Source organism: Nonomuraea africana (genome assembly GCF_014873535.1).
In the GTDB taxonomy this organism is placed as follows: Bacteria; Actinomycetota; Actinomycetes; order Streptosporangiales; family Streptosporangiaceae; genus Nonomuraea; species Nonomuraea africana.
This window is the reverse complement of sequence record NZ_JADBEF010000001.1, coordinates 2,131,574-2,149,068: the sequence shown is the minus strand read 5'-3', so window position 1 is coordinate 2,149,068 and position 17,495 is coordinate 2,131,574. Positions and strand designations below refer to the sequence as shown.

General features: G+C 70.3%; 17 protein-coding genes. 12 read left to right on the top strand and 5 right to left on the bottom strand.

Features of this window, described 5'->3' with window-relative positions; all coding sequences use genetic code 11:
• The first annotated feature begins 44 nt into the window (after nt 1–44).
• Together H4W81_RS10010 and H4W81_RS10005 are read left to right on the top strand one after the other, a co-directional pair.
• A complete protein-coding gene (locus tag H4W81_RS10010; RefSeq protein ID WP_192774547.1) occupies nt 45–224 on the top strand; it encodes an Hsp20/alpha crystallin family protein in 180 nt (59 codons plus the stop codon).
• A gap of 42 nt (nt 225–266) precedes the next feature.
• The gene (locus H4W81_RS10005; RefSeq protein ID WP_225958531.1) at nt 267–743 is read left to right on the top strand and encodes a general stress protein; all 477 of its coding nucleotides are present in this window, start codon (nt 267–269) and stop codon (nt 741–743) included.
• 64 nt (nt 744–807) lie between these two features.
• On the opposite strand, the gene H4W81_RS10000 is transcribed toward H4W81_RS10005, so the two are convergent.
• Together H4W81_RS10000 and H4W81_RS09995 are read right to left on the bottom strand one after the other, a co-directional pair.
• Entirely contained in the window at nt 808–2,175 is a 1,368-nt protein-coding gene (locus tag H4W81_RS10000; protein ID WP_192774545.1) for a hypothetical protein, read from the bottom strand.
• Nucleotides 2,176–2,298: 123 nt separating this feature from the next.
• Entirely contained in the window at nt 2,299–2,667 is a 369-nt protein-coding gene (locus H4W81_RS09995; protein ID WP_192774544.1) for a VOC family protein, read from the bottom strand.
• A gap of 364 nt (nt 2,668–3,031) precedes the next feature.
• Between H4W81_RS09995 and H4W81_RS09990 the strand changes: the two genes are divergently transcribed.
• The 3 genes from H4W81_RS09990 to H4W81_RS09980 are packed head-to-tail and all read left to right on the top strand — an operon-like array spanning nt 3,032 to nt 6,751.
• Nucleotides 3,032–4,069 (top strand): ABC transporter substrate-binding protein, encoded by a 1,038-nt coding sequence (locus H4W81_RS09990; protein ID WP_192774543.1) that lies wholly within the window; start codon nt 3,032–3,034, stop codon nt 4,067–4,069.
• Complete coding sequence (locus H4W81_RS09985) at nt 4,069–5,667, top strand: sugar ABC transporter ATP-binding protein (RefSeq protein ID WP_192774542.1); 1,599 nt, start codon at nt 4,069–4,071, stop codon at nt 5,665–5,667. Before H4W81_RS09990 ends, H4W81_RS09985 begins: the two co-directional genes overlap by 1 nt.
• The gene (locus H4W81_RS09980) at nt 5,660–6,751 is read left to right on the top strand and encodes an ABC transporter permease (protein WP_192774541.1); all 1,092 of its coding nucleotides are present in this window, start codon (nt 5,660–5,662) and stop codon (nt 6,749–6,751) included. Before H4W81_RS09985 ends, H4W81_RS09980 begins: the two co-directional genes overlap by 8 nt.
• A gap of 63 nt (nt 6,752–6,814) precedes the next feature.
• Here H4W81_RS09980 and H4W81_RS09975 read toward each other — a convergent pair whose 3' ends face one another.
• Nucleotides 6,815–7,591, bottom strand: a complete 777-nt coding sequence (locus tag H4W81_RS09975) for an alpha/beta fold hydrolase (RefSeq protein WP_192774540.1) — start codon at nt 7,589–7,591, stop codon at nt 6,815–6,817.
• A 57-nt stretch (nt 7,592–7,648) separates the two neighbouring features.
• Between H4W81_RS09975 and H4W81_RS09970 the strand changes: the two genes are divergently transcribed.
• Together H4W81_RS09970 and H4W81_RS09965 are read left to right on the top strand one after the other, a co-directional pair.
• The gene (locus H4W81_RS09970) at nt 7,649–8,125 is read left to right on the top strand and encodes a MarR family winged helix-turn-helix transcriptional regulator (protein ID WP_192774539.1); all 477 of its coding nucleotides are present in this window, start codon (nt 7,649–7,651) and stop codon (nt 8,123–8,125) included.
• A gap of 364 nt (nt 8,126–8,489) precedes the next feature.
• Nucleotides 8,490–9,764, top strand: a complete 1,275-nt coding sequence (locus H4W81_RS09965) for an MFS transporter (RefSeq protein WP_192774538.1) — start codon at nt 8,490–8,492, stop codon at nt 9,762–9,764.
• A gap of 80 nt (nt 9,765–9,844) precedes the next feature.
• Here the strand turns inward: H4W81_RS09965 and H4W81_RS09960 are convergent, their stop codons facing one another.
• Complete coding sequence (locus tag H4W81_RS09960; RefSeq protein ID WP_192774537.1) at nt 9,845–10,288, bottom strand: DUF6463 family protein; 444 nt, start codon at nt 10,286–10,288, stop codon at nt 9,845–9,847.
• A 114-nt stretch (nt 10,289–10,402) separates the two neighbouring features.
• On the opposite strand from H4W81_RS09960, the gene H4W81_RS09955 reads away from it, so the two are divergent.
• Complete coding sequence (locus H4W81_RS09955; RefSeq protein WP_225958530.1) at nt 10,403–10,927, top strand: TetR/AcrR family transcriptional regulator; 525 nt, start codon at nt 10,403–10,405, stop codon at nt 10,925–10,927.
• 7 nt (nt 10,928–10,934) lie between these two features.
• Here the strand turns inward: H4W81_RS09955 and H4W81_RS09950 are convergent, their stop codons facing one another.
• Nucleotides 10,935–11,129 (bottom strand): hypothetical protein, encoded by a 195-nt coding sequence (locus H4W81_RS09950; protein WP_192774535.1) that lies wholly within the window; start codon nt 11,127–11,129, stop codon nt 10,935–10,937.
• A gap of 188 nt (nt 11,130–11,317) precedes the next feature.
• Between H4W81_RS09950 and H4W81_RS09945 the strand changes: the two genes are divergently transcribed.
• Genes H4W81_RS09945 through H4W81_RS09930 form a run of 4 tightly spaced genes read left to right on the top strand, consistent with a single transcriptional unit; the run spans nt 11,318 to nt 17,494 of the window.
• Entirely contained in the window at nt 11,318–12,751 is a 1,434-nt protein-coding gene (locus tag H4W81_RS09945) for an MFS transporter (protein ID WP_192774534.1), read from the top strand.
• A complete protein-coding gene (locus H4W81_RS09940; protein ID WP_192774533.1) occupies nt 12,748–14,274 on the top strand; it encodes an FGGY family carbohydrate kinase in 1,527 nt (508 codons plus the stop codon). The genes H4W81_RS09945 and H4W81_RS09940 overlap by 4 nt, the downstream gene beginning before the upstream one ends.
• On the top strand, nt 14,271–15,944 hold the full coding sequence (locus H4W81_RS09935) for a glycerol-3-phosphate dehydrogenase/oxidase (RefSeq protein ID WP_192774532.1): 1,674 nt from the start codon (nt 14,271–14,273) through the stop codon (nt 15,942–15,944). Before H4W81_RS09940 ends, H4W81_RS09935 begins: the two co-directional genes overlap by 4 nt.
• Nucleotides 15,941–17,494: an FAD-binding oxidoreductase gene (locus H4W81_RS09930; protein ID WP_192774531.1), complete on the top strand. Its 1,554-nt coding sequence runs from the start codon at nt 15,941–15,943 to the stop codon at nt 17,492–17,494. Before H4W81_RS09935 ends, H4W81_RS09930 begins: the two co-directional genes overlap by 4 nt.
• The last annotated feature ends 1 nt before the right edge of the window (nt 17,495 follow it).

Genomic DNA, 17,495 nt, shown 5'->3' with positions numbered 1-17,495 from the left:
GATGACGTCAGAGTTCACTACTCGGGCGCTCGGAGGTGATGGCGATGCTGCTGACGTCGATCGATCCGTTCCTCCAGGAAGTCGAGCGGCAGTTCGGTCGCATGGCCGGCGAGGGGCTGGGCATGCCCATGGACGGCATGCGCCGTGACGACGAGGTGATCCTGCGCTTCGACGTGCCGGGCGTCGACCCCTCCTCCATCGAGGTGCCGATCTGGCAGGTCTGACCCTTTCCGAAAGGACGGCCAACGATGCTTCTCGTCAACCCCTTGAACAGACCTCAGGTGAACGTGGACACCAAGGCCGTGGTGAGCTCCTACCCGACCTACGAGCAGGCACAGCACGCCATGGACTTCCTGTCCGACAACGCCTTTCCCGTGCACAGGGCCTGCATTGTCGGCTCCGACCTGAAGATGGTGGAGACCGTGCTCGGCCGGATGAGCAACGCCCGCGCCGCCGCGACCGGTGCGGCCACGGGCGCCTGGTTCGGCTTCCTGGCCAGCCTCCTGCTCGCCGTCTTCGCGGCCGACCGCGGCTCCATCCTCGCGTTCACGACAGCCGGGCTCATCTACGGCGCGCTGTTCGGCGCGGCGTTCGGCCTGGTGACCCATCTGGCGACAGGAGGACGTCGCGACTTCTTCTCCCACAGCGCGATCATCGCCGACCGCTACGACATCCTCGTGGATCACGCCGTGGCGGACGACGCCCGCAACCTCCTGATCAAACACGACTGGCGCACCAGCTGAGCCCGCCGTACGAGAGGGGGCCCGAGCAGCTCAGGCGACCGGCTCCGGAGAGTGGTGGACCGGCTCACCACCGCATGGCCCTGACCCGGGCTGCCGTCGGGCTCATCCAGGTGCGCAGGTGCCCGGCGAGCCGCAGCAACGGCCCGGCCATCAGATAGGAGCCGACGGCGATGCCGTAACCGAGGTAGATCCACTGACCTGTGGTCAGCGGCTCGGCACCCGCCACGAACGGGTGCCACAGCGCGCTGAACTCCGGTGTGTAGAAGCAGATCGGAGCCTCGTACTGGCCGGACCCGTCGGGCCAGCACACCTTGGGAACGTCGACGTCCCCGAACACCGCCCCGTTGAGCCCGGCCCAGATCGACAGCCCGAGCGCCAGGACTGTGATCACGTCCGCCAGGACCGAGTCACCCGGCCGGCAGCACCGTACGGCCAGCGCGAACGCCGCGGGAACCGCGGCGAACAGCAGATACCGCGGCCCCCAGAACGACGAACCGCTCCACGACCAGTACATCGCGTATATCAGCAGCAGACCGACCACGAACGCCAGCCACAGATCGTAGAGCTGCCGCCCGACGGCCAGGTCGCCCAGCCGCTGCCGCACGGGCAGGAACAGGCCCGGCGCGAAGAAGAGCAGGCCCTTGCCGAAGGAGAAGATCAGCGACAGCAGCCCGAAGAAGATCGGATAGCTCAAGCCCGGCACGCCCGAGTACGGCATGATCGTGCGGGGCCCGCTGTCCGTCTCGTAGCCGGTCGTGAGCGGACCGCCACGCCGCAGCCACGCCTCCGCCATCACCAGCGCCACCGCCGCGCACACCGCGAGCCCCCAGCGCAGCCGCCGGACGTCCCAGATCCACTTGGAGGTCATCAGCGCCATCGCGGGCAGGGCGGCGGGCGTGCCGGCGACCCCGACGGCGACCGTCAGCCATCCCGGCCACGCCTTGCGCCCGACCAGCGCGACGGTCCCGACGAGAACGAGGATCGCGGTGAAGACCTCGCCGTTGTATCCCAGCTGGTGGTGGGCGAACATCGACGCGAAGACCAGCAGCATGACGAACCGCCGGAGGATCGGCCTGGGCAGCCGGTCACGCAGCGCGAACCAGACGAACGCCACTCCCCCCGCGAGCAGCAGGGGGTTGTAGCGCAGCGTCCACCACACCGGCGACCCCACGCTGTCCCCGATCAGCCAGAGCGGCGTCGAGAACAGCGGCCCGATCATCGAGTACTTCCCGTCCGGCACCGTCCCCTGCGAGAGCAGGGCCGTCAGCTGGAAGTAGCGGATCGAGCCGTCACCCCAATCCAGGCGGGGCAGGAGAAAGAGCATGCCGGCGAACCCGGCGATGATCAGGCCTGTCTCGACTCTGGCGGCCAGGCGGCCGTCGTCCGTGGAAGGCGCGTGGACTTGCGGCGGCGCTGCGACTCTGATGCTCACGCTTCACGACCATGACTGGTGGCCGCCCAAGAGAAAGACAAAGACACGGCCCGGCATCATCACAAGGCGGCCGGTTTCAGACCTCCAGGCAGGGCCCCTGGGACGACGACCGGGCAAGGCGCCTCAGAGTTGGATGACCGACAGCACGTTGCCCGCCGGATCGGTGAACCAGGCGATGGGCGGGCCCTCCCCGCGCATGATGCCCCTCTCGTCCTGCTTCATCTGCGGGTAGCGTTCCATCCGCACCCCGAGCTCGGTCAGCTGGTCGACGGCGGTGTCGATGTCGTCGACCGGGAAGTTGAGGATGGTGAACGTCGCCGGCGTGTGGTCGGGCTTCGGATAGACGAGCGTGTCGCGGTCACCGGCGAGGTGCAGCGTCAACATGCCGTTCTCCTCCGAGACCCGAATGCCTAGTGTGTCGCCGTAGAAGGCCTTGGCCGCCTCGATGTCGTCCACCGAGAACCCGCTGAACGCCTTCGTGTCACGGAACATCAGTTCTCCCCCACTGCTGTGTCGTGCTCATCGCCGACCCGATGCCACGTCGAAATTCAGTATCACCCAGCCGGGCTCGGGATCTTCGCCCGACACTTCGGCGCTGCCGTCGACGAGCAGGTCGGCACGCGACGGCCTGCCACCGGCGGCGACGCGAGTAATGACTTTTTTTCTTTTCCCTTGTTTCCACCGAGACACTTCCAGGGCTTTGCTGGAAGCGTTCGATGGTTATGAGTCCTTGTTGAATGAAAAGTTCTCCATGGGTGCACCTGACCGCTGTTGGCGCTTGTCCGTCATCCAGATTCGCGGCCGAGCGTGAAAGCCGCCTGAGGCGCCTGTCGAGAGGACAGTTCAGGAGGCCGTCATGGCTCGCTCACGTATCGTCTTCTCGCTGTCGCTCGTCGCGGCCATCGCGCTGGTGGCACTGGTGCTCGGAGTGGTGGGCGGCCGCGCGACGAGCACGGCCAGCCAGGCGACCGGCGGCGGCGCGGGCGGCGCGGCCAGCGGCAAGAAGATCGACGTGATCATCAAGGCGAGTGACTCCTCGTTCTGGCAGACCATGATCGCTGGGGCGAAGCACGCGGGCGGCGACTTCGGCATCACCGTGAGCACCTTCGGCCCCACGTCCGAGACGAACATCGACCAGCAGGTGCAGCTGGTGGAGAACTCCATCTCCCGGGGCGTCGACGGGATCGTCATCGCGCCCAACTCCTCCAGCGCCCTGAACTCGGCGATCGACCGGGCGCGCAAGGCGGGTCTCAAGGTCATCACCGTGGACAGCCGCGTGACCACCGACTCGGAGGGGTTCATCGGCACCGACAACCTCAAGGCCGGGATGCAGGCCGGCAAGCGGATGTGCGAGCTGCTCAAGGCGCAGAACAAGACGAGCGGAAGTGTCATGATCGAGTCGTCCGTGGCCGGCATCCAGTCACTGGTCGACAGGGACGCCGGCTTCAAGCAGGGCCTCGCGCTGAACTGCCCGCAGGTCAAGGTGACGCTGCAGCGCTTCAACAACAACGACATCAACACCGCGGCATCGCAGGTCAACGACGCGCTGACGGCCAACCCCGACCTGGCAGGGGTGTTCGCGGACAACAACACCTCAGGGGTCGGCGCGGCGCGGGCGATCCAGGACAACAAGGCCAGCGACACCGTCCCGGTCGTGGCGTTCGACTCCGACCCGCAGGAGAACGCCGCGCTCGCCGCGGGCACCATCGACGCGCTGGTGGTGCAGAACCCCTACTTCTTCGGTTACCAGGGCGTCCTGGCCGCCGGGATGGCCACCGTCAACCGCATCCCGCCACGTGACATCGATCCGGGAGCGGTCGTCGCGGACAAGAAGAACATGGGCGAGCCCGATGTGAAGCAGCTGCTCAACCCGCCGACGATGAAGGCGGAGTGATGGTCCAGCCTGTCGTCGAACTCCAGGGCGTCTCCAAAGCCTTCGGCCCCGTCCAGGCGCTGAGCGACGTCTCGCTCAGCCTGGTGCCCGGTCAGGTCAACTGCCTCGCGGGAGAGAACGGCGCGGGGAAGTCCACCCTGATCCGGGTGCTGACGGGGGCGCTGCGCCGGGACAGCGGCAGCTACGAGATCGAGGGACGGCCGGTCACCGCGCCGACCCCCGCGTCGGTGCGCGCCGCCGGCGTCCAGGCCGTCTACCAGGAGCTCAGCCTGCTCCCCCACCTGTCGGTCGCGGAGAACCTGTTCATGGGCCGCCTTCCCGCGCGCACCGGGATCATCGCCAGGAGCCGGCTGCGGACCCGGGCCAGGGAGGCCCTCGACGAGGTCGGCCTGACGGATCTCAGCCCGGACGCGATCGTGGAACGGCTCCCGGCGGCCACGCGCCAGCTCGTGGAGATCGCCAAGGTGCTGACCGCGGACTCCGTCAAGGTGATCGTGTTCGACGAGCCGACCACGGCGCTCACCGAGGCGGAGTCGGCGCGACTCCTCGAACACATCCTGCGGCTGCGCGAGCGCGGGATAGCGATGCTCTACGTGACCCACCGGCTCGAGGAGATGTTCGAGATCGGCGACTGGGTGACCGTCCTGCGGGACGGGAGCCTGTCCGAGACCGGGCCGATCAGCAACTACGACGAGGACCGGCTCATCACCGCGATGGTCGGCAGGGAGATCAGTTCTCTCTATCCGGAGACCCACCGGCAGGCGGGAACGCCCGCGCTGCGGGTCCGGGGACTGCGCCGGTTCGAGGGCTCGCCGAGCATCGACCTCCACGTCGGAGCCGGAGAGATCCTCGGCATCGGAGGGCTGCTGGGGTCGGGGCGGAGCGGGTTGCTGCTGTCCGTCTTCGGCGCCGCTCCCGTCGTGGCCGGTGAGCTGGAGGTCGAGGGCAGGCCGGTGAAACCGTCCGGCCCGCGCACGATGATGAACGCCGGGGTGGGACTGCTCACCGAGGACCGCAAGGTGCTCGGGCTGTTGCCGGAGCTTTCGATCAGGGAGAACGTCACCATCGCCAGCCTGCGCCGCGGCTCCCGCCGCGGTCTCCTGCCCGGCCGCGAGCAGGTCGAGGAGGCTGACCGGCTGCTCGACAGCCTGCGACTGCGGGCCGGTTCCTACGACCAGCCGGTGTCGACGCTGTCCGGCGGCAACCAGCAGAAGGTCCTGCTCGCCCGATGGCTGCTGACCAAGCCGAAGGTGCTGATGTTCGACGAGCCCACGAAGGGCATCGATGTCGGGGCCAAGGGAGAGCTCTACACCGTCATCGGCGACCTGGCCGCGAAAGGGCTGGGGATCATCGTGGTCTCGTCGTATCTCCCTGAGCTGCTGGGTCTCGCCGATCGCATCCTCGTGCTGCGCGACGGGGCGGTCGCGGGTGAGCTTCCCGGATCCGCCAGCGAGGAGGACGTGCTCCGCCTGGCGAGCGGCAGCGGAGGCGCAGAAACCCCGGGCGAGACTCCATCGGCCCCGGACGAGGTCCGGACCCCTCGGAGCACGACTCCACCGACGCCAGGCGACCCAGGAAGGGTGAGCGGAGATGCCTAAGCTGATCTGGCGTGAGCCGATCGAGACCACGACGATCACCAACAGGCCGCCGAGCGCCGAAGGAGCGGCGCTGGGAACGGTGCCGAAGGCGAGGGTGGCGCCCGAGGCGGCGGCCGAGCCCCGGCGGCGCGTCATCACGCTGGGAGACATCGCGGGACGGGAAAGCGGCGGGCTCGTCGTCCTGCTCGTGGCCATCGGCGCCCTCACGCTCGCCAGCGACGAGTTCCTCACCGGCAACAACCTGTCCAACCTCGCCCGGCAGGTCGCGATCTTCGGAATCATCGCGGTCGGCCAGCTCCTGGTCATCCTGACCGCCGGGATCGACCTGTCGGTCGGGTCGATCCTCGGCCTGTCCGGCGCCTCCACCGCGCAGCTCCTGGTCGCCGGCATGCCGATCCTGCCGTCGATCCTGCTCGGGGTGGGGATCGGCACCGCGCTCGGGATCGTCAACGGCCTGCTGGTGACCAAGGCCTTGCTCCCGCCGTTCATCGCGACCCTGGGCATGCTCGGCATCGCCCGCGGGATGGTCCTGCTCAGCACCGACGCCCAGACCATTCAGGGCGTGCCGGAGGCGTTCCAGGTCATCGCCAACGGCACGATCCTCGGCATTCCCAACCTTCTCATCATCGCCGCGGTGGTCACCGGCGTGATGTGGTTCGTGCTCACCAGGACGGTCTTCGGCCGCTACATCTACGCCGTCGGCTCGAACCCTGAGTCGGCCCGCCTCGCGGGCGTGCCCGTCCGGATGGTGACGATCTCGGTCTACATGATCTCGGGCTTGCTCGCCGGCCTCGGCGGGGTGCTGCTGGCCTCCCGGCTGGGGGCGGGCATCCCCACCGCCGGCACGGGCTTCGAGCTCAGCGCGATCGCCGCCTGTGTCATCGGTGGCGCGAGCCTCTTCGGCGCGAAGGGAAGCGCGATCGGGGCCGCCACCGGAGCGCTGATCATGGGTGTCCTCAACAACGGCGGCAACCTCCTGGCGATCAACGCCTTCTACCTCCAGATCGCCATCGGCGTGCTCATCCTCGTCGCGGTCGGGTTCGACCAGCTGAACACCAGACGGTCGGCCAGCAGCGGCGGTTGACCTCGGCTCGGCGGCCAGTTCGCAGGATGTCGTCTGGCCGCCGAGGTCACGCTCGGTGGCTGGTCACAAGGTGTTCAGGAAGTCTTCGAGGATCTTGTTGTAGACGTCCGGACGCTCCATGTTGGGGTAGTGGGCGGTCCCGTCGATCGAGACCGCACGGCCGTCGGCGACGGTGCGGGTGAGGCGTTCGGCCATGCCGATGTGGTCGGGTGAATCGACGGCGCCGTTGATGGCGAGCACAGGAACGTCGATCGTGGCGACGCGCTCCCAGGTGTCGCTCACCGGGACGAGCAGGTTGGGTTCGTCCCTGGTGTGCTTGGACATGGTGCCCCTGGCCATCTGGCGCTCGCGGCTGACCACCTCCGGATCGAGATCGTCGAGGGTGCGGTGCGGGCCCGCGGTGAAGAGCGTGAACGCCTCGACCGAGGCGTCCAGGTCCCCGGCGGCCATCGCCGCGTGCCAGGTGGCCCAGACCTGGTTGGTCCAGGGGTCGGTGTAGTACGGCTCGCTGGTGCCCGCGCCGGTGACCACCACCGCGCTGACCAGTTCCGGATGCTCCAGCGCGGTGTCGACCGCCGTGCTCGCGCCCATGGAGACGCCCACCAGGATCGCGGGGCCGGTGTCCAGGTGGCGCAGCAGCGCGGCGAGGTCGTCGGTGAGCCGGTACGGCTCGGTGGCGTTGGCGGAGCGGCCGTGCCCGCGGGCGTCGGGCGCGATGACGCGGTATCGCGAGGCGAAGGCCGGGATCTGGTCGTCCCACATGTGGTGATCCAGGAAGCCGCCGTGCAGCAGGACGAGAGGTCGGCCGGTGCCCGTGTCGAGCCAGAACAGATCTTTCATGACAACTAAGGTGTCATTATTGGCCCAAGATGGCAACTCAGGTGTCATCATGGTGAGGTGACCGAGACAGACCGTGGCCCGGTGCCCGAAGCGCTGACCGACCGGCTCACCGAGGTGTTCGACCTGGTGGGACCGCTGTACCGGCGCGCCCAGCGCAAGGTGGAGCAGGACGCGCCCATCGAGGGGCTGTCGGTCGGGGTCCGCGCCGTGCTCGTCATGCTCCGCGAGCACGGGGACATGACCGTCCCTCAGATGGGCCGGGCCCAGGCGTTGAGCCGCCAGTTCGTCCAGCGCATGATCAACGAGGCGGCAGAGCGGCACCTGGTGGAGTTCGTCCCCAACCCGGCGCACAAGAGGTCTTCGCTCATCCGGTTGACCGAGCAGGGCCGAGCCGCCATCGCCGCCGTGGTCGATCGCGAGCGCGCGGTGCTACGCCAGATCGGCGGCGACCTGACCGACGCCGAGATCACCGCCTGCATCCGCGTCCTCTCGCGCCTCCTTAGACTCCTCGACAACGTCGACGTGGATGCTTGACCGCACTGACCGTGTGGCCGCCGGTCGGCAGCCTGCCGGGCAGCTCGGCCCGCGTCGTGGCGAATCTGGCGGGCGCTTCCTCGCCGAACGCACCGACTGGGCGACGGCTTTATTCCTTTTCGCGATCGCTGGCCGACGGTTAGTCTTCGGACAGCACATGACTCCTGAGGAGCTGAGATGCCCGGCCAACCGAGCACGCGCTGACGTTCTAGGTCACTCCTGACCTGTCACCGCGTGCTGCATCCGAACTGCGGCACAGCGCACCTTCCCCTGCCCGGACGGGCATCCTCTCAGCGACTCAAGGACTCCCTGTGCCGTTCGTCTCTCCTGCCGTGCTCGCGCGCCCACCAGTGCCAGGCCGTCGATGAAGGCCTCCGACCCGCCGCCGCCGAGCCTGTGGCGGGACGCTGACTTCCGCCGGCTCTGGATCGGCCAGACCGCCTCCCACCTGGGGGCGCAGGCCGGCCAGGTCATCCTGCCGCTCATCGCCGTGGTCGCGCTCAGCGCCGACACCCAGCAGATCGGCGTCCTGCGCGCCGTCCAGCAGGCGCCGATCCTGCTGCTCTCGCTCTTCGTCGGCGCCTGGGTGGACCGCCGGCGCTCCCGCAACGTGATGGTGCTGGCCGACTTCGGGCGGACCGTGGTGCTGGCCGTCGTCCCCGTCGCCTACCTCCTCGGCATCCTCGACATTCCGCTGCTCGTCCTGGTCGCCTTCCTCGTCGGCGCTCTCACCGTGTACTTCGACGTGGCCTACCAGACCTCCCTCGTCCGGCTGGTGAGCCGCGGCCGGCTCGCCCAGGGCAACAGCGCGCTCGAAGGCAGCAGATCCGCCGCGCAGATCGCCGGCCCCGCGCTCGGCGGCGCGCTGGTGTCGCTCCTCACCGCGCCGGTCGCCATCGTGGCGAGCGCGTTCTTCTTCACCCTGTCCTTCCTGTCGATCCGGCGGATCCGCCGTCCCGAGCCGATGCCCGCACCCGCCGTACGGCAGGCCCGCGTGGGGCGGCAGATCCGCCAGGGTCTGCGCCTCATCGTCCGCGACGCCTTGTTGCGCGCGGTGGGGATCTCCTCGGCCCTGTTCCAGTTCTCCTTCGCCGCCCTGATGACGGTCTACCTGCTCTTCCTGCCGCGCACGCTGCACCTGTCGGGCGCCGCGGTCGGGCTCGTGCTGGCGGCGATGGGCCCGGGTGCGCTGGTGGGCTCGCTGCTGTCGGCCAGGCTGCCGAAGCGGTACGGCTACGGCGTCGTGCTCGTGTCCGCCGCGGTCCTCGCCGATGGCGTGATGCTGGGCGTCCCCGCGCTGCGCGGCTCCTCCACCGGCACGATCGCCGCGCTCATGGCGGTCAACTTCCTGTTCGGTGTCTTCAGCCAGCTGGTCGACGTCATTGTCGTGACGGTACGCCAGGCCGTCACCCCCATCTCGATCCAGGGCCGAGTCGTCGCGACGATCAACTTCGTCGGCATGGGCCTGACCCCGCTCGGCTCCCTCCTCGGTGGCTGTCTGGCCGGCGCGCTGGGCCTGCGCACGAGTCTGTTGCTGACCGCCGTCACGCTGGCGCTGTCTCCGCTGTTCATGGCCCTGTCCCCCCTCGCCCGCCTGGGGAGGGACCTGCCCGGTACGGTGGGTGAGCCCGACGGCTGATCAGCTCGAGGGGCAGGCCGTCACTCCCGGTATGTCGGGGAGTTCCCCAAGGTGTCCGGTGGTGTTCTGGAGTGCCTGCTTCACTGCTCACGGGGGGACGGGCTGTGCCTGGCGGCGATCAGGGCGAGGATGCCGATGACGGTCAAGAGCACCCCTCCGGACACCGGCTGCATGATGGCCATCGGCACCCCTGCCAGCAGCAGGTAGCCGCCGATCTGACCGGGCATGCGACCGGTCGCCTCGACGGCCCAGCGGGCGAACGTGCCGAAAGCCAGGAAACCGATCCCCGCCATGAAGAACCAGAGCGTCGCCATGCGCTCGGCGTTGTCCGGGACGGCCTCGTCGCCGACCGCGTTGACGAAGCCGTCGCCGGCGATGCCGCTCCAGTCGGCGAGCGTGAAGGCGACGACGAAGTGCAGCGCGGCCGCGCCGATCGCCAGCCAGGGGACCCAGCGATTGAGACCGGACTCGCGTGCGGCGCGACGTCGTGGAACTGGGGCCGGACTGCCGGCTCGTGCGGACATGGGTGCCTCCCTGAGATATGGAACTGTAGTTTCGAAACTACGGTTCCATATACTGCTCGCATGCCAGTGAACCGGCAAGGGCGGCCTCGCGACAGTCGGATAGATCACATCGTCTTGGCAGCAGTACGGCAGCTGCTGGCCGAAACGGGCTACGAGCGGCTCACCGTCGACGCCGTCGCGGCCCGGGCCGGGGTGGGCAAGGCGGCCATCTACCGGCGGTACGCCTCGAAGGTGGAGATGGTCTTCGCGGCCACCCTGCACGACGACGACCTTCCGCCCCCCGCGGATACCGGATCACTGCACGGTGATCTGCTGGCGATCGCCCACCGCGTCCATGCCCGGATGAACACCCCTGCCGCCCGCCAGATCGGACCGGCCGTCATCGCAGAGCTGTCCCGCAGTTCGGAGCTGACCGAGAAGTTCCAGCAGGGCCCCTTGGCCGCCGAACGACAGCTCTACGCGACGGTCCTGGACCGCGCCACGGCGAGGGGAGAGCTCGCCCGCCCCGCCGACCCGGCAGTGGTCCACCTGCTGGTGAGCGGCCCGATCTTCTTCGCCGTGTCCGGCTACCGCATCTCGGTGGACGACGCGGTGCTCGAAGCGATCGCGACGACGGTCACCGCAGGCCTCCGCTCATGACGCCGGATCAGGCCGTTGCCTCGGCCAGGGCCTTGCCGAGGCGGCGCATGCCTTCGGTGATGTCGTCAGGGCGGTAGGAGCTGAAGGACAGCCGGAGGATCACGCACTTGTGCTGCGTGTCCCTCGCCCGGGGAAGATCGCCGATCGGGCGCCTCGACCATCTTACCGAGGGGATGATGCCGCCGGTGCTGAGGCGCCTCACGCCAAGGTGACCTTGACCCCAACGCGGTGACGAACGGCTCTTGCTTGACATTCCGGACGACCGAGGCATAACGTCCCGTCAATCGACAGGCACAGACGAAGACATCCCTGTCAGTGGTCTTCGTCTGTGCTTTTGTCATTCCCGGACCGCTGGCAAGGGACCTGAAACCCCCCGAAAGGCGGCTGGGCATGAGCGACGCCCCCGTGGCCATCCGTACGACCCGCATCCGCAACGCCGGAGACGCGGCCGGCCTCATCGACACCCTCACGAGCCTGTCCGGCAGGGCCAGCTGGATCTGGTTCCTCGCCCTGGCGGGTCTGTTCCTCGACGCCTACTCCAACGCGGCGCTGGGCGCCGGCCTGTCTCCCATGGTCAAGCAGCTGAGCCTCTCGCCCACCCAGGTCGGCTTGCTCACCGCGATGGCGCCGGCCATCGCCATCGTCTCCAATCCCTTCGGCGGCTGGCTGGCCGCGCGGATCGGCCGGGTCAAGCCGCTGCTCATGACCAAGGTCGTGTTCGCGCTCGGCGCGCTGCTGACCGCGGCCGGCTCTGACTTCCAGACCGTCTTCGCCGGGCGGGCCCTGGTCGGCATCGCGTACGGCATCGACTTCGCGGTGGCCATGGCACTGCTCGCCGAATACACCCCGGCCGCGCTCAAGGGCAGGCTCAACTTCTGGCAGGGCGTCTGGTACACCGCCACCACCACGAACCTGCTGCTCACGCTGGTGTTCTACCGCTTCGACGTGGGCGCCGACATCTGGCGCTGGTCCGTGGCCTCCTCGGCCGCCTTCGCGCTCGCGCTGTTCCTGCTCCAGCTGACCTTCCTGGTGGAGAGCCCGACCTGGCTGGCCGCCAAGGGCCGCCTGCGCGAATCCGCCGCGGCTCTGCGCCGGATGTACGGCTTCGCCGTCCAGGAAGGGCCTCAGGAGGGCGGGCCCGAGGGCGAGCCCGCCCGGCAGGTCGGGATGCGCGACGCCGGCGTGCTGTTTCGCGCGCCGTACCTGCCGAGAACGGTGCTGTCGACGGTCATCTCGCTCACCCAGGCCATGCAGTACTTCGCGGTCGGCTGGTACCTGCCGGTGATCAGCCTGGAGCTGTTCGGCAGGGAGTTCGAGCAGGCCACGCTCGGCTCGATGGCCTTCAACGCGGTCGGCATCGTGGGCGGCTGCCTGTCGGCCTACGCGGGCCGCCGGCTGGGGCTGCGGGTCAGCTCGATGACCGGCTACGCGGTGGTGTTCGCCGCGCTGCTGGTGATGGGCGCCACGTTCAAGGAGCTGCCGGTCGCACTGGCCGCGCTGCTACCGGCGCTGTTCATCTTCTTCCACTCGGCCGGACCCGGCCCGAACGGGAAGTCGATCGCCGCGCTGTCCTACCGCAGCGACATCCGCACCCTGGGCACCGGCGTGACCGGCATGCTCGGCAGCCTCGGCTCGGTCGCGGGCCTGTACCTGTTCCCGCAGCTGCAGGCGGGCATCGGGGTGGGCGCCAGCCTCATGGTGCTGTCGGTGGTGCCGCTGGTCGGCCTGTTCACCTGCCTGGCGATCAGGTGGGATCCCACTCGCGTCACGGTCAACCTGGAACAGGAGGACATCGCGCTGCCGACGGGAGGGCCGCGAGGATGACGGCAGACCGCCGCAGGGGCGTACTCAGCATCGACGAGGGCACCACGGGCACGCGCGCGGCCATCGTCCTGGACGACGGCCGCGCCACTCCGCCCGCCTACCGGCCCATCTCCGTCCACTCCCCCGACCACCTGCGGGTGGAGCAGGACGCGGCGGAGATCTGGGCCAAGACCTCCCAGGTCTGCCGGGAGGCGCTGGAGTGGGCGCGGGCGCACGGCGTGGAGGTCACTGGCGTGTCGATCGCCACCCAGCGCGCCACGGTGCTGCTGTGGGACACCGCCACCGGGGAGCCGCTGACCCCGGCCGTGGTGTGGCAGGACCGCCGGTACGCCGCCCGGCTGCGCGCGTGGGAGCCCGACTGGGATGCCCACCTGATCGAGCACACCGGCCGGCCGGTCGGCTCGCGCGCGCCGTTGTTGTGGGCCGCGCGGGAGATCGGCGCCAACCCGGCGGCCCGCCGGGCGCACGCGGCGGGCAGGCTGGCCTTCGGGTCGATCGACACCTGGCTGGTGTGGAAGCTGACCGGCGGCGCCAGGCACGCCATGTCGGCCACCAACGCCGTCGCCGCCGGCGGCTACGACCTGCGCACCGGCGGCTGGCACGAGCCTTGGGTGGACTTCCTCGGCTGCCCGCGCGACGTGCTGCCGCAGATCCTCGACGAGGACGGCGACTACGGGGTCACCGAGCCGTCGGTCCTGGGCGCGCGGCTGCCCGTGCTGTCGGTGATGGGCGACCAGCACGCGGCGCTGATCGCGCTCGGCGCGCACCGGGCCGGCCAGGCCATGTGCGTGCACGGCACCGGCACCTTCCTCGACGCCGTCGCCGGCGACCGGCCGCCCGTCCATCGGCGACAGGTGCCAGGAGTGCTCACGCTCGTCGGCTGGCGTTCGCGCGGCTCGGCGGTGTACAGCCTGGAGGGCTACGCCGCCACGACAGGTTCGGCCGTGCGGTGGTTGTGCGAGGAGCTCGGGCTGTTCGAGTCGCCCGCCCAGCTGGCCGCGCTCGCCCGCGAGCACCCAGGACCCAGCCGGGTGCGCTTCGTGCCCGCGCTGGCCGGGCTGCGCACCCCCGTCTGGTCGCCCGAGGCCACCGGCGTCCTCACCGGCCTCAGCCTGTCCACCACCAGGGCCGAGCTGGCCCGCGGCGTGCTCGAAGGCATCGCCCACTCGGTGTGCGACCTGCTCGACGGCGTGGAGGAGGCGATGGGCGCGCCGGTGACCGACCTGTTCTGCGGCGGCGGCCTGGCCAGCAGCGACGAGCTGATGGCGAGCCAGGCCGACCTCATCGGCCGGCCCGTGCGCCGCGCCGGCGCCAACGAGAGCGCCAGCCTGCGCGGCGCCGCCTACCTCGGCGGCGTGCGCGCCGGGCTGTGGCCGGATCTCTCCACCGTCGTCGCCGGCCTCGGCGACGTCCCCGTCTTCGAGCCCGCGCTTCCCGACGCCGCGCGCAAGCAGGCCCGCGCCGAGTGGCGCGACCTGCTCACCCGGCACCTTGCCCACGCACAGGAGGAAACCCCCTCGTGATCCGGCTTCCCGAACGCAGACCCAGATCGGAGACCAGGAGCGCCATCCGGCGCACCCCGCTGCGGCTGGACCGCCAGGCACAGATCGAGCGGCTGGCCACACGGTCGGTCGACGTCCTCGTCGTCGGCGGCGGCGTGACCGGCTGCTACACCGCGTTGGACGCCGCCGCCAGAGGCCTGAGCGTGGCGCTGGTGGAGCGGGACGACTTCGCCTCGGGCACCTCCTCCAGGTCCTCCAAGATGGTGCACGGCGGGCTGCGCTACATCGAGCAGGGCAACCTGCCGCTGGTGCGGCGCTCGCTGCTGGAGCGGCAGCGGTTCCGCCGCAACGCGCCCCATCTGGTACGGCGGCTGCCGTTCGTGCTGCCCATCCTCACCCAGGACGGCGTGTTCGACGCCCGCATCGCCAAGGCCTTCGAAGGACTGTTGTGGACCTACGACCTGGCGGGCGGCTGGCGCATCGGCCGGCTGCATCAGCGACTCAGCGTCGCGGAGGTGCTGGCCAGGGCGCCGCGGCTGCGCGCCGACCGGCTCAAGGGCGGGCTGCTCTACTACGACAGCCGCGCCGACGACGCCCGGCTGACCCTGACCATCGCCAGGACCGCCGCCCACTTCGGCGCGACCGTGCTGAACGGCGCGGCCTGCCGCGAGCTCGTCAAGGAGGGCGGCCGGGTGCGCGGGGCGCGCGTCGAGGTGGACGGGCGGAGCATCGAGGTGCGCGCCGGGGTGGTCGTCAACGCGACCGGCGTCTGGTCCGACACCCTCGACGCGTTCTCCGACGCCGGCCACCGGCCGCGCGTTCGCCCCGCCAAGGGGGTGCACATCGTGGTGCCGTGGACCCGGCTGCCCGTCGACGGCACCGTGACCGTGCCCGTGCCCGGCCGGGCGCGTCGCGCCACCTGCACCCGCTGGGGCGACGTGGTCGTGGTCGGCACCACCGACACCGACTACGACGGCTCGCTGGACGAGGTGCTGTGCACCCGCGAGGAGATGCAGTACCTGCTCGACGGCGCCAACACCGCCTTCGACGCCGCGCTCACCCCCGACGACGTGGTCGGCTCGATCGCCGGGCTGCGGCCCCTGGTGGGGTCCAAGGAGGGCGCCACCCTGGACATGAGCCGCGACCACCGCATCTCCACCGACGCCCACGGCCTGGTCACCGTCACCGGCGGCAAGCTCACCACCAGCAGGCACATGGGCGAGCTGGTGATCGACGAGGCGCTGAAGGTGCTCGGCCGCCGGGCGCGCTGCCGTACGGCACGCCTGCCCCTGCTCGGCGGCGCCGGCTACGACGCGGAGGCGACCACCGCCACCGGCGGGCTCGGCGCCCACCTGGGCGAGCGGTACGGGACCGAGACCCGCTTCGTCGCCGACCTCATCGCCGAGGACCCGGCGCTGGCCGAGCCGGTCATCGAGGGCAGCGAGCACCTGCGGGCCGAAGTGGTCTACGCGGCCAGGTGCGAGCTGGCCAGGAACGTCGACGACGTGCTGTCGCGGCGCACCCGCATGCGGCTGTTCGCCCGTGAACTGTCGGTCAAGGCCGCCCCCGAGGTGGGCCGGCTGCTCCAGCGCGAGCTGGGGCTCTCCGACGACGAGGTGGCCAGGCAGGTCGAGGACTACGTGCGCGGCGTGGACCGCGAGAAGAGCGTTCTGATGGAGGGACTTTCATGATCAGCAGGCAGACCATCACCCATCCGTTCAACCGGGGCGACTACGTCGTCGGCGCGCCCACCCCGCCGCGCTGGGCCGCCGACTGCCCGCCGGGGACGGGCGCGGCCAGCCTGCAGGGCGAGGTGGTGCGCGTTCCCGAGGGGGTGGTCGCCGAGCTTCGCGCGGTCTGCGCCGCGGTGCACACCGGCAGGGACGAGGTGATCCTGCGCACCCGCGACTGGTGGGCGGGCACCTCCATCGGCGAGACCGACGGCCATCCGGCCACCCCCGAGGCGGTGGTCGTCGAGGCGGCCGACGAGGAGCAGGTGGCGGCCGTGGTGCGGATCTGCCATCGCCACCGCATCCCGCTCACCGTCTCGGCGGGGCGCAGCAACGTGCTCGGTGCGGCGCTGCCGGTGTTCGGCGGGGTTGTGCTGGACGTGTGCCGGCTCAACCGGATCCTCTCCTACGACGCGGAGTCGATGATCGTCGAGGTGCAGGCGGGCATGTTCGGCGACCTGTTCGAGAAGGAGTTGCAGGAGGTGCACGCCGCCACGACCGGGCACTGGCCCTCCGCCTTCGCCATCTCCACCGTCGGCGGCTGGGCGGCCTGCCGCGGCGCAGGCCAGCTGTCCACCCGGTACGGCAAGATCGAGGACATGGTCGTCGGGCTGGACGTGGTGCTGCCCGACGGGACCACCGCCACCTACGGCGCCTACCCGCGCGCCGCCGTCGGGCCGGACCTGCGGCAGCTGTTCATCGGCTCGGAGGGCACGCTCGGGGTGATCACCCGGCTGCGGCTGCGCACCCATCGGCTGCCGTCGTACGCCGTGGGGCGGGCCTACGGGTTCGACACCTTCGCCGCAGGGCTGGAGGCGTGCAGGGAGATCCTGCAGCGCGGCGCGACCCCGGCCGTGCTGCGGCTGTACGACAGGCAGGAGAGCGGCACCCACTTCGGCGAGCCGGGCACCAACCTCCTGCTCATCGCCGACGAGGGAGAGCCAGGGCTGGTCGACGCCACCATGGCCGTGGCCGCCGAGGCGTGCGGGGAGCGCGCGTCGGTGACGCTGGACGGCGATGCGGTGTTCGCGAGGTGGCTGGACGAACGGATGATCGTCGGCAAGGCAGGCGACGGCTTCGCCAAGGGGCCCGGTTTCGTCGCCGACACCTGCGAGATCGCCGCGCCGTGGGCGGCGTTGCCGGACATCTACCACGAGGTGGTGGCCGCCATCGAGGGCGTGCCGGGGACACTGCGCGCCTCCGCGCACCAGTCGCACGCCTACACCGACGGCGCCTGCCTGTACTTCTCGCTGCGCGGCGACGTCGAGCGCGACCACCGGCGCGCGTGGTACCGGGCCGCCTGGGACGCCGCCGCGCAGGTGCTCATCAAGCACGGCGCCGCGATCAGCCACCACCACGGGGTCGGCCTGCTGCGCTCGCCGTACGTGGAGCAGGCGCTCGGCAGCGGCTACCCCACCCTGGTGGCGGTCAAGCAGGCCCTCGACCCGCACGGCATCATGAACCCCGGCAAGCTGGGCCTGCCCAGCCCTTTCGGATCCGTCCCTCATTAAG

Bases quoted from the DNA above. Each gene is read 5' to 3' on its own strand.
- H4W81_RS09940 (WP_192774533.1), top strand. From the start codon at position 12,748: ATGACGGCAGACCGCCGCAGGGGCGTACTCAGCATCGACGAGGGCACC.
- H4W81_RS09975 (WP_192774540.1), bottom strand. From the start codon at position 7,591: ATGAAAGATCTGTTCTGGCTCGACACGGGCACCGGCCGACCTCTCGTC.
- H4W81_RS10010 (WP_192774547.1), top strand. From the start codon at position 45: ATGCTGCTGACGTCGATCGATCCGTTCCTCCAGGAAGTCGAGCGGCAG.
- H4W81_RS09985 (WP_192774542.1), top strand. From the start codon at position 4,069: ATGGTCCAGCCTGTCGTCGAACTCCAGGGCGTCTCCAAAGCCTTCGGC.
- H4W81_RS09995 (WP_192774544.1), bottom strand. From the start codon at position 2,667: ATGTTCCGTGACACGAAGGCGTTCAGCGGGTTCTCGGTGGACGACATC.
- H4W81_RS09930 (WP_192774531.1), top strand. From the start codon at position 15,941: ATGATCAGCAGGCAGACCATCACCCATCCGTTCAACCGGGGCGACTAC.
- H4W81_RS09960 (WP_192774537.1), bottom strand. From the start codon at position 10,288: ATGTCCGCACGAGCCGGCAGTCCGGCCCCAGTTCCACGACGTCGCGCC.
- H4W81_RS09990 (WP_192774543.1), top strand. From the start codon at position 3,032: ATGGCTCGCTCACGTATCGTCTTCTCGCTGTCGCTCGTCGCGGCCATC.
- H4W81_RS09980 (WP_192774541.1), top strand. From the start codon at position 5,660: ATGCCTAAGCTGATCTGGCGTGAGCCGATCGAGACCACGACGATCACC.
- H4W81_RS09965 (WP_192774538.1), top strand. From the start codon at position 8,490: ATGAAGGCCTCCGACCCGCCGCCGCCGAGCCTGTGGCGGGACGCTGAC.
- H4W81_RS09945 (WP_192774534.1), top strand. From the start codon at position 11,318: ATGAGCGACGCCCCCGTGGCCATCCGTACGACCCGCATCCGCAACGCC.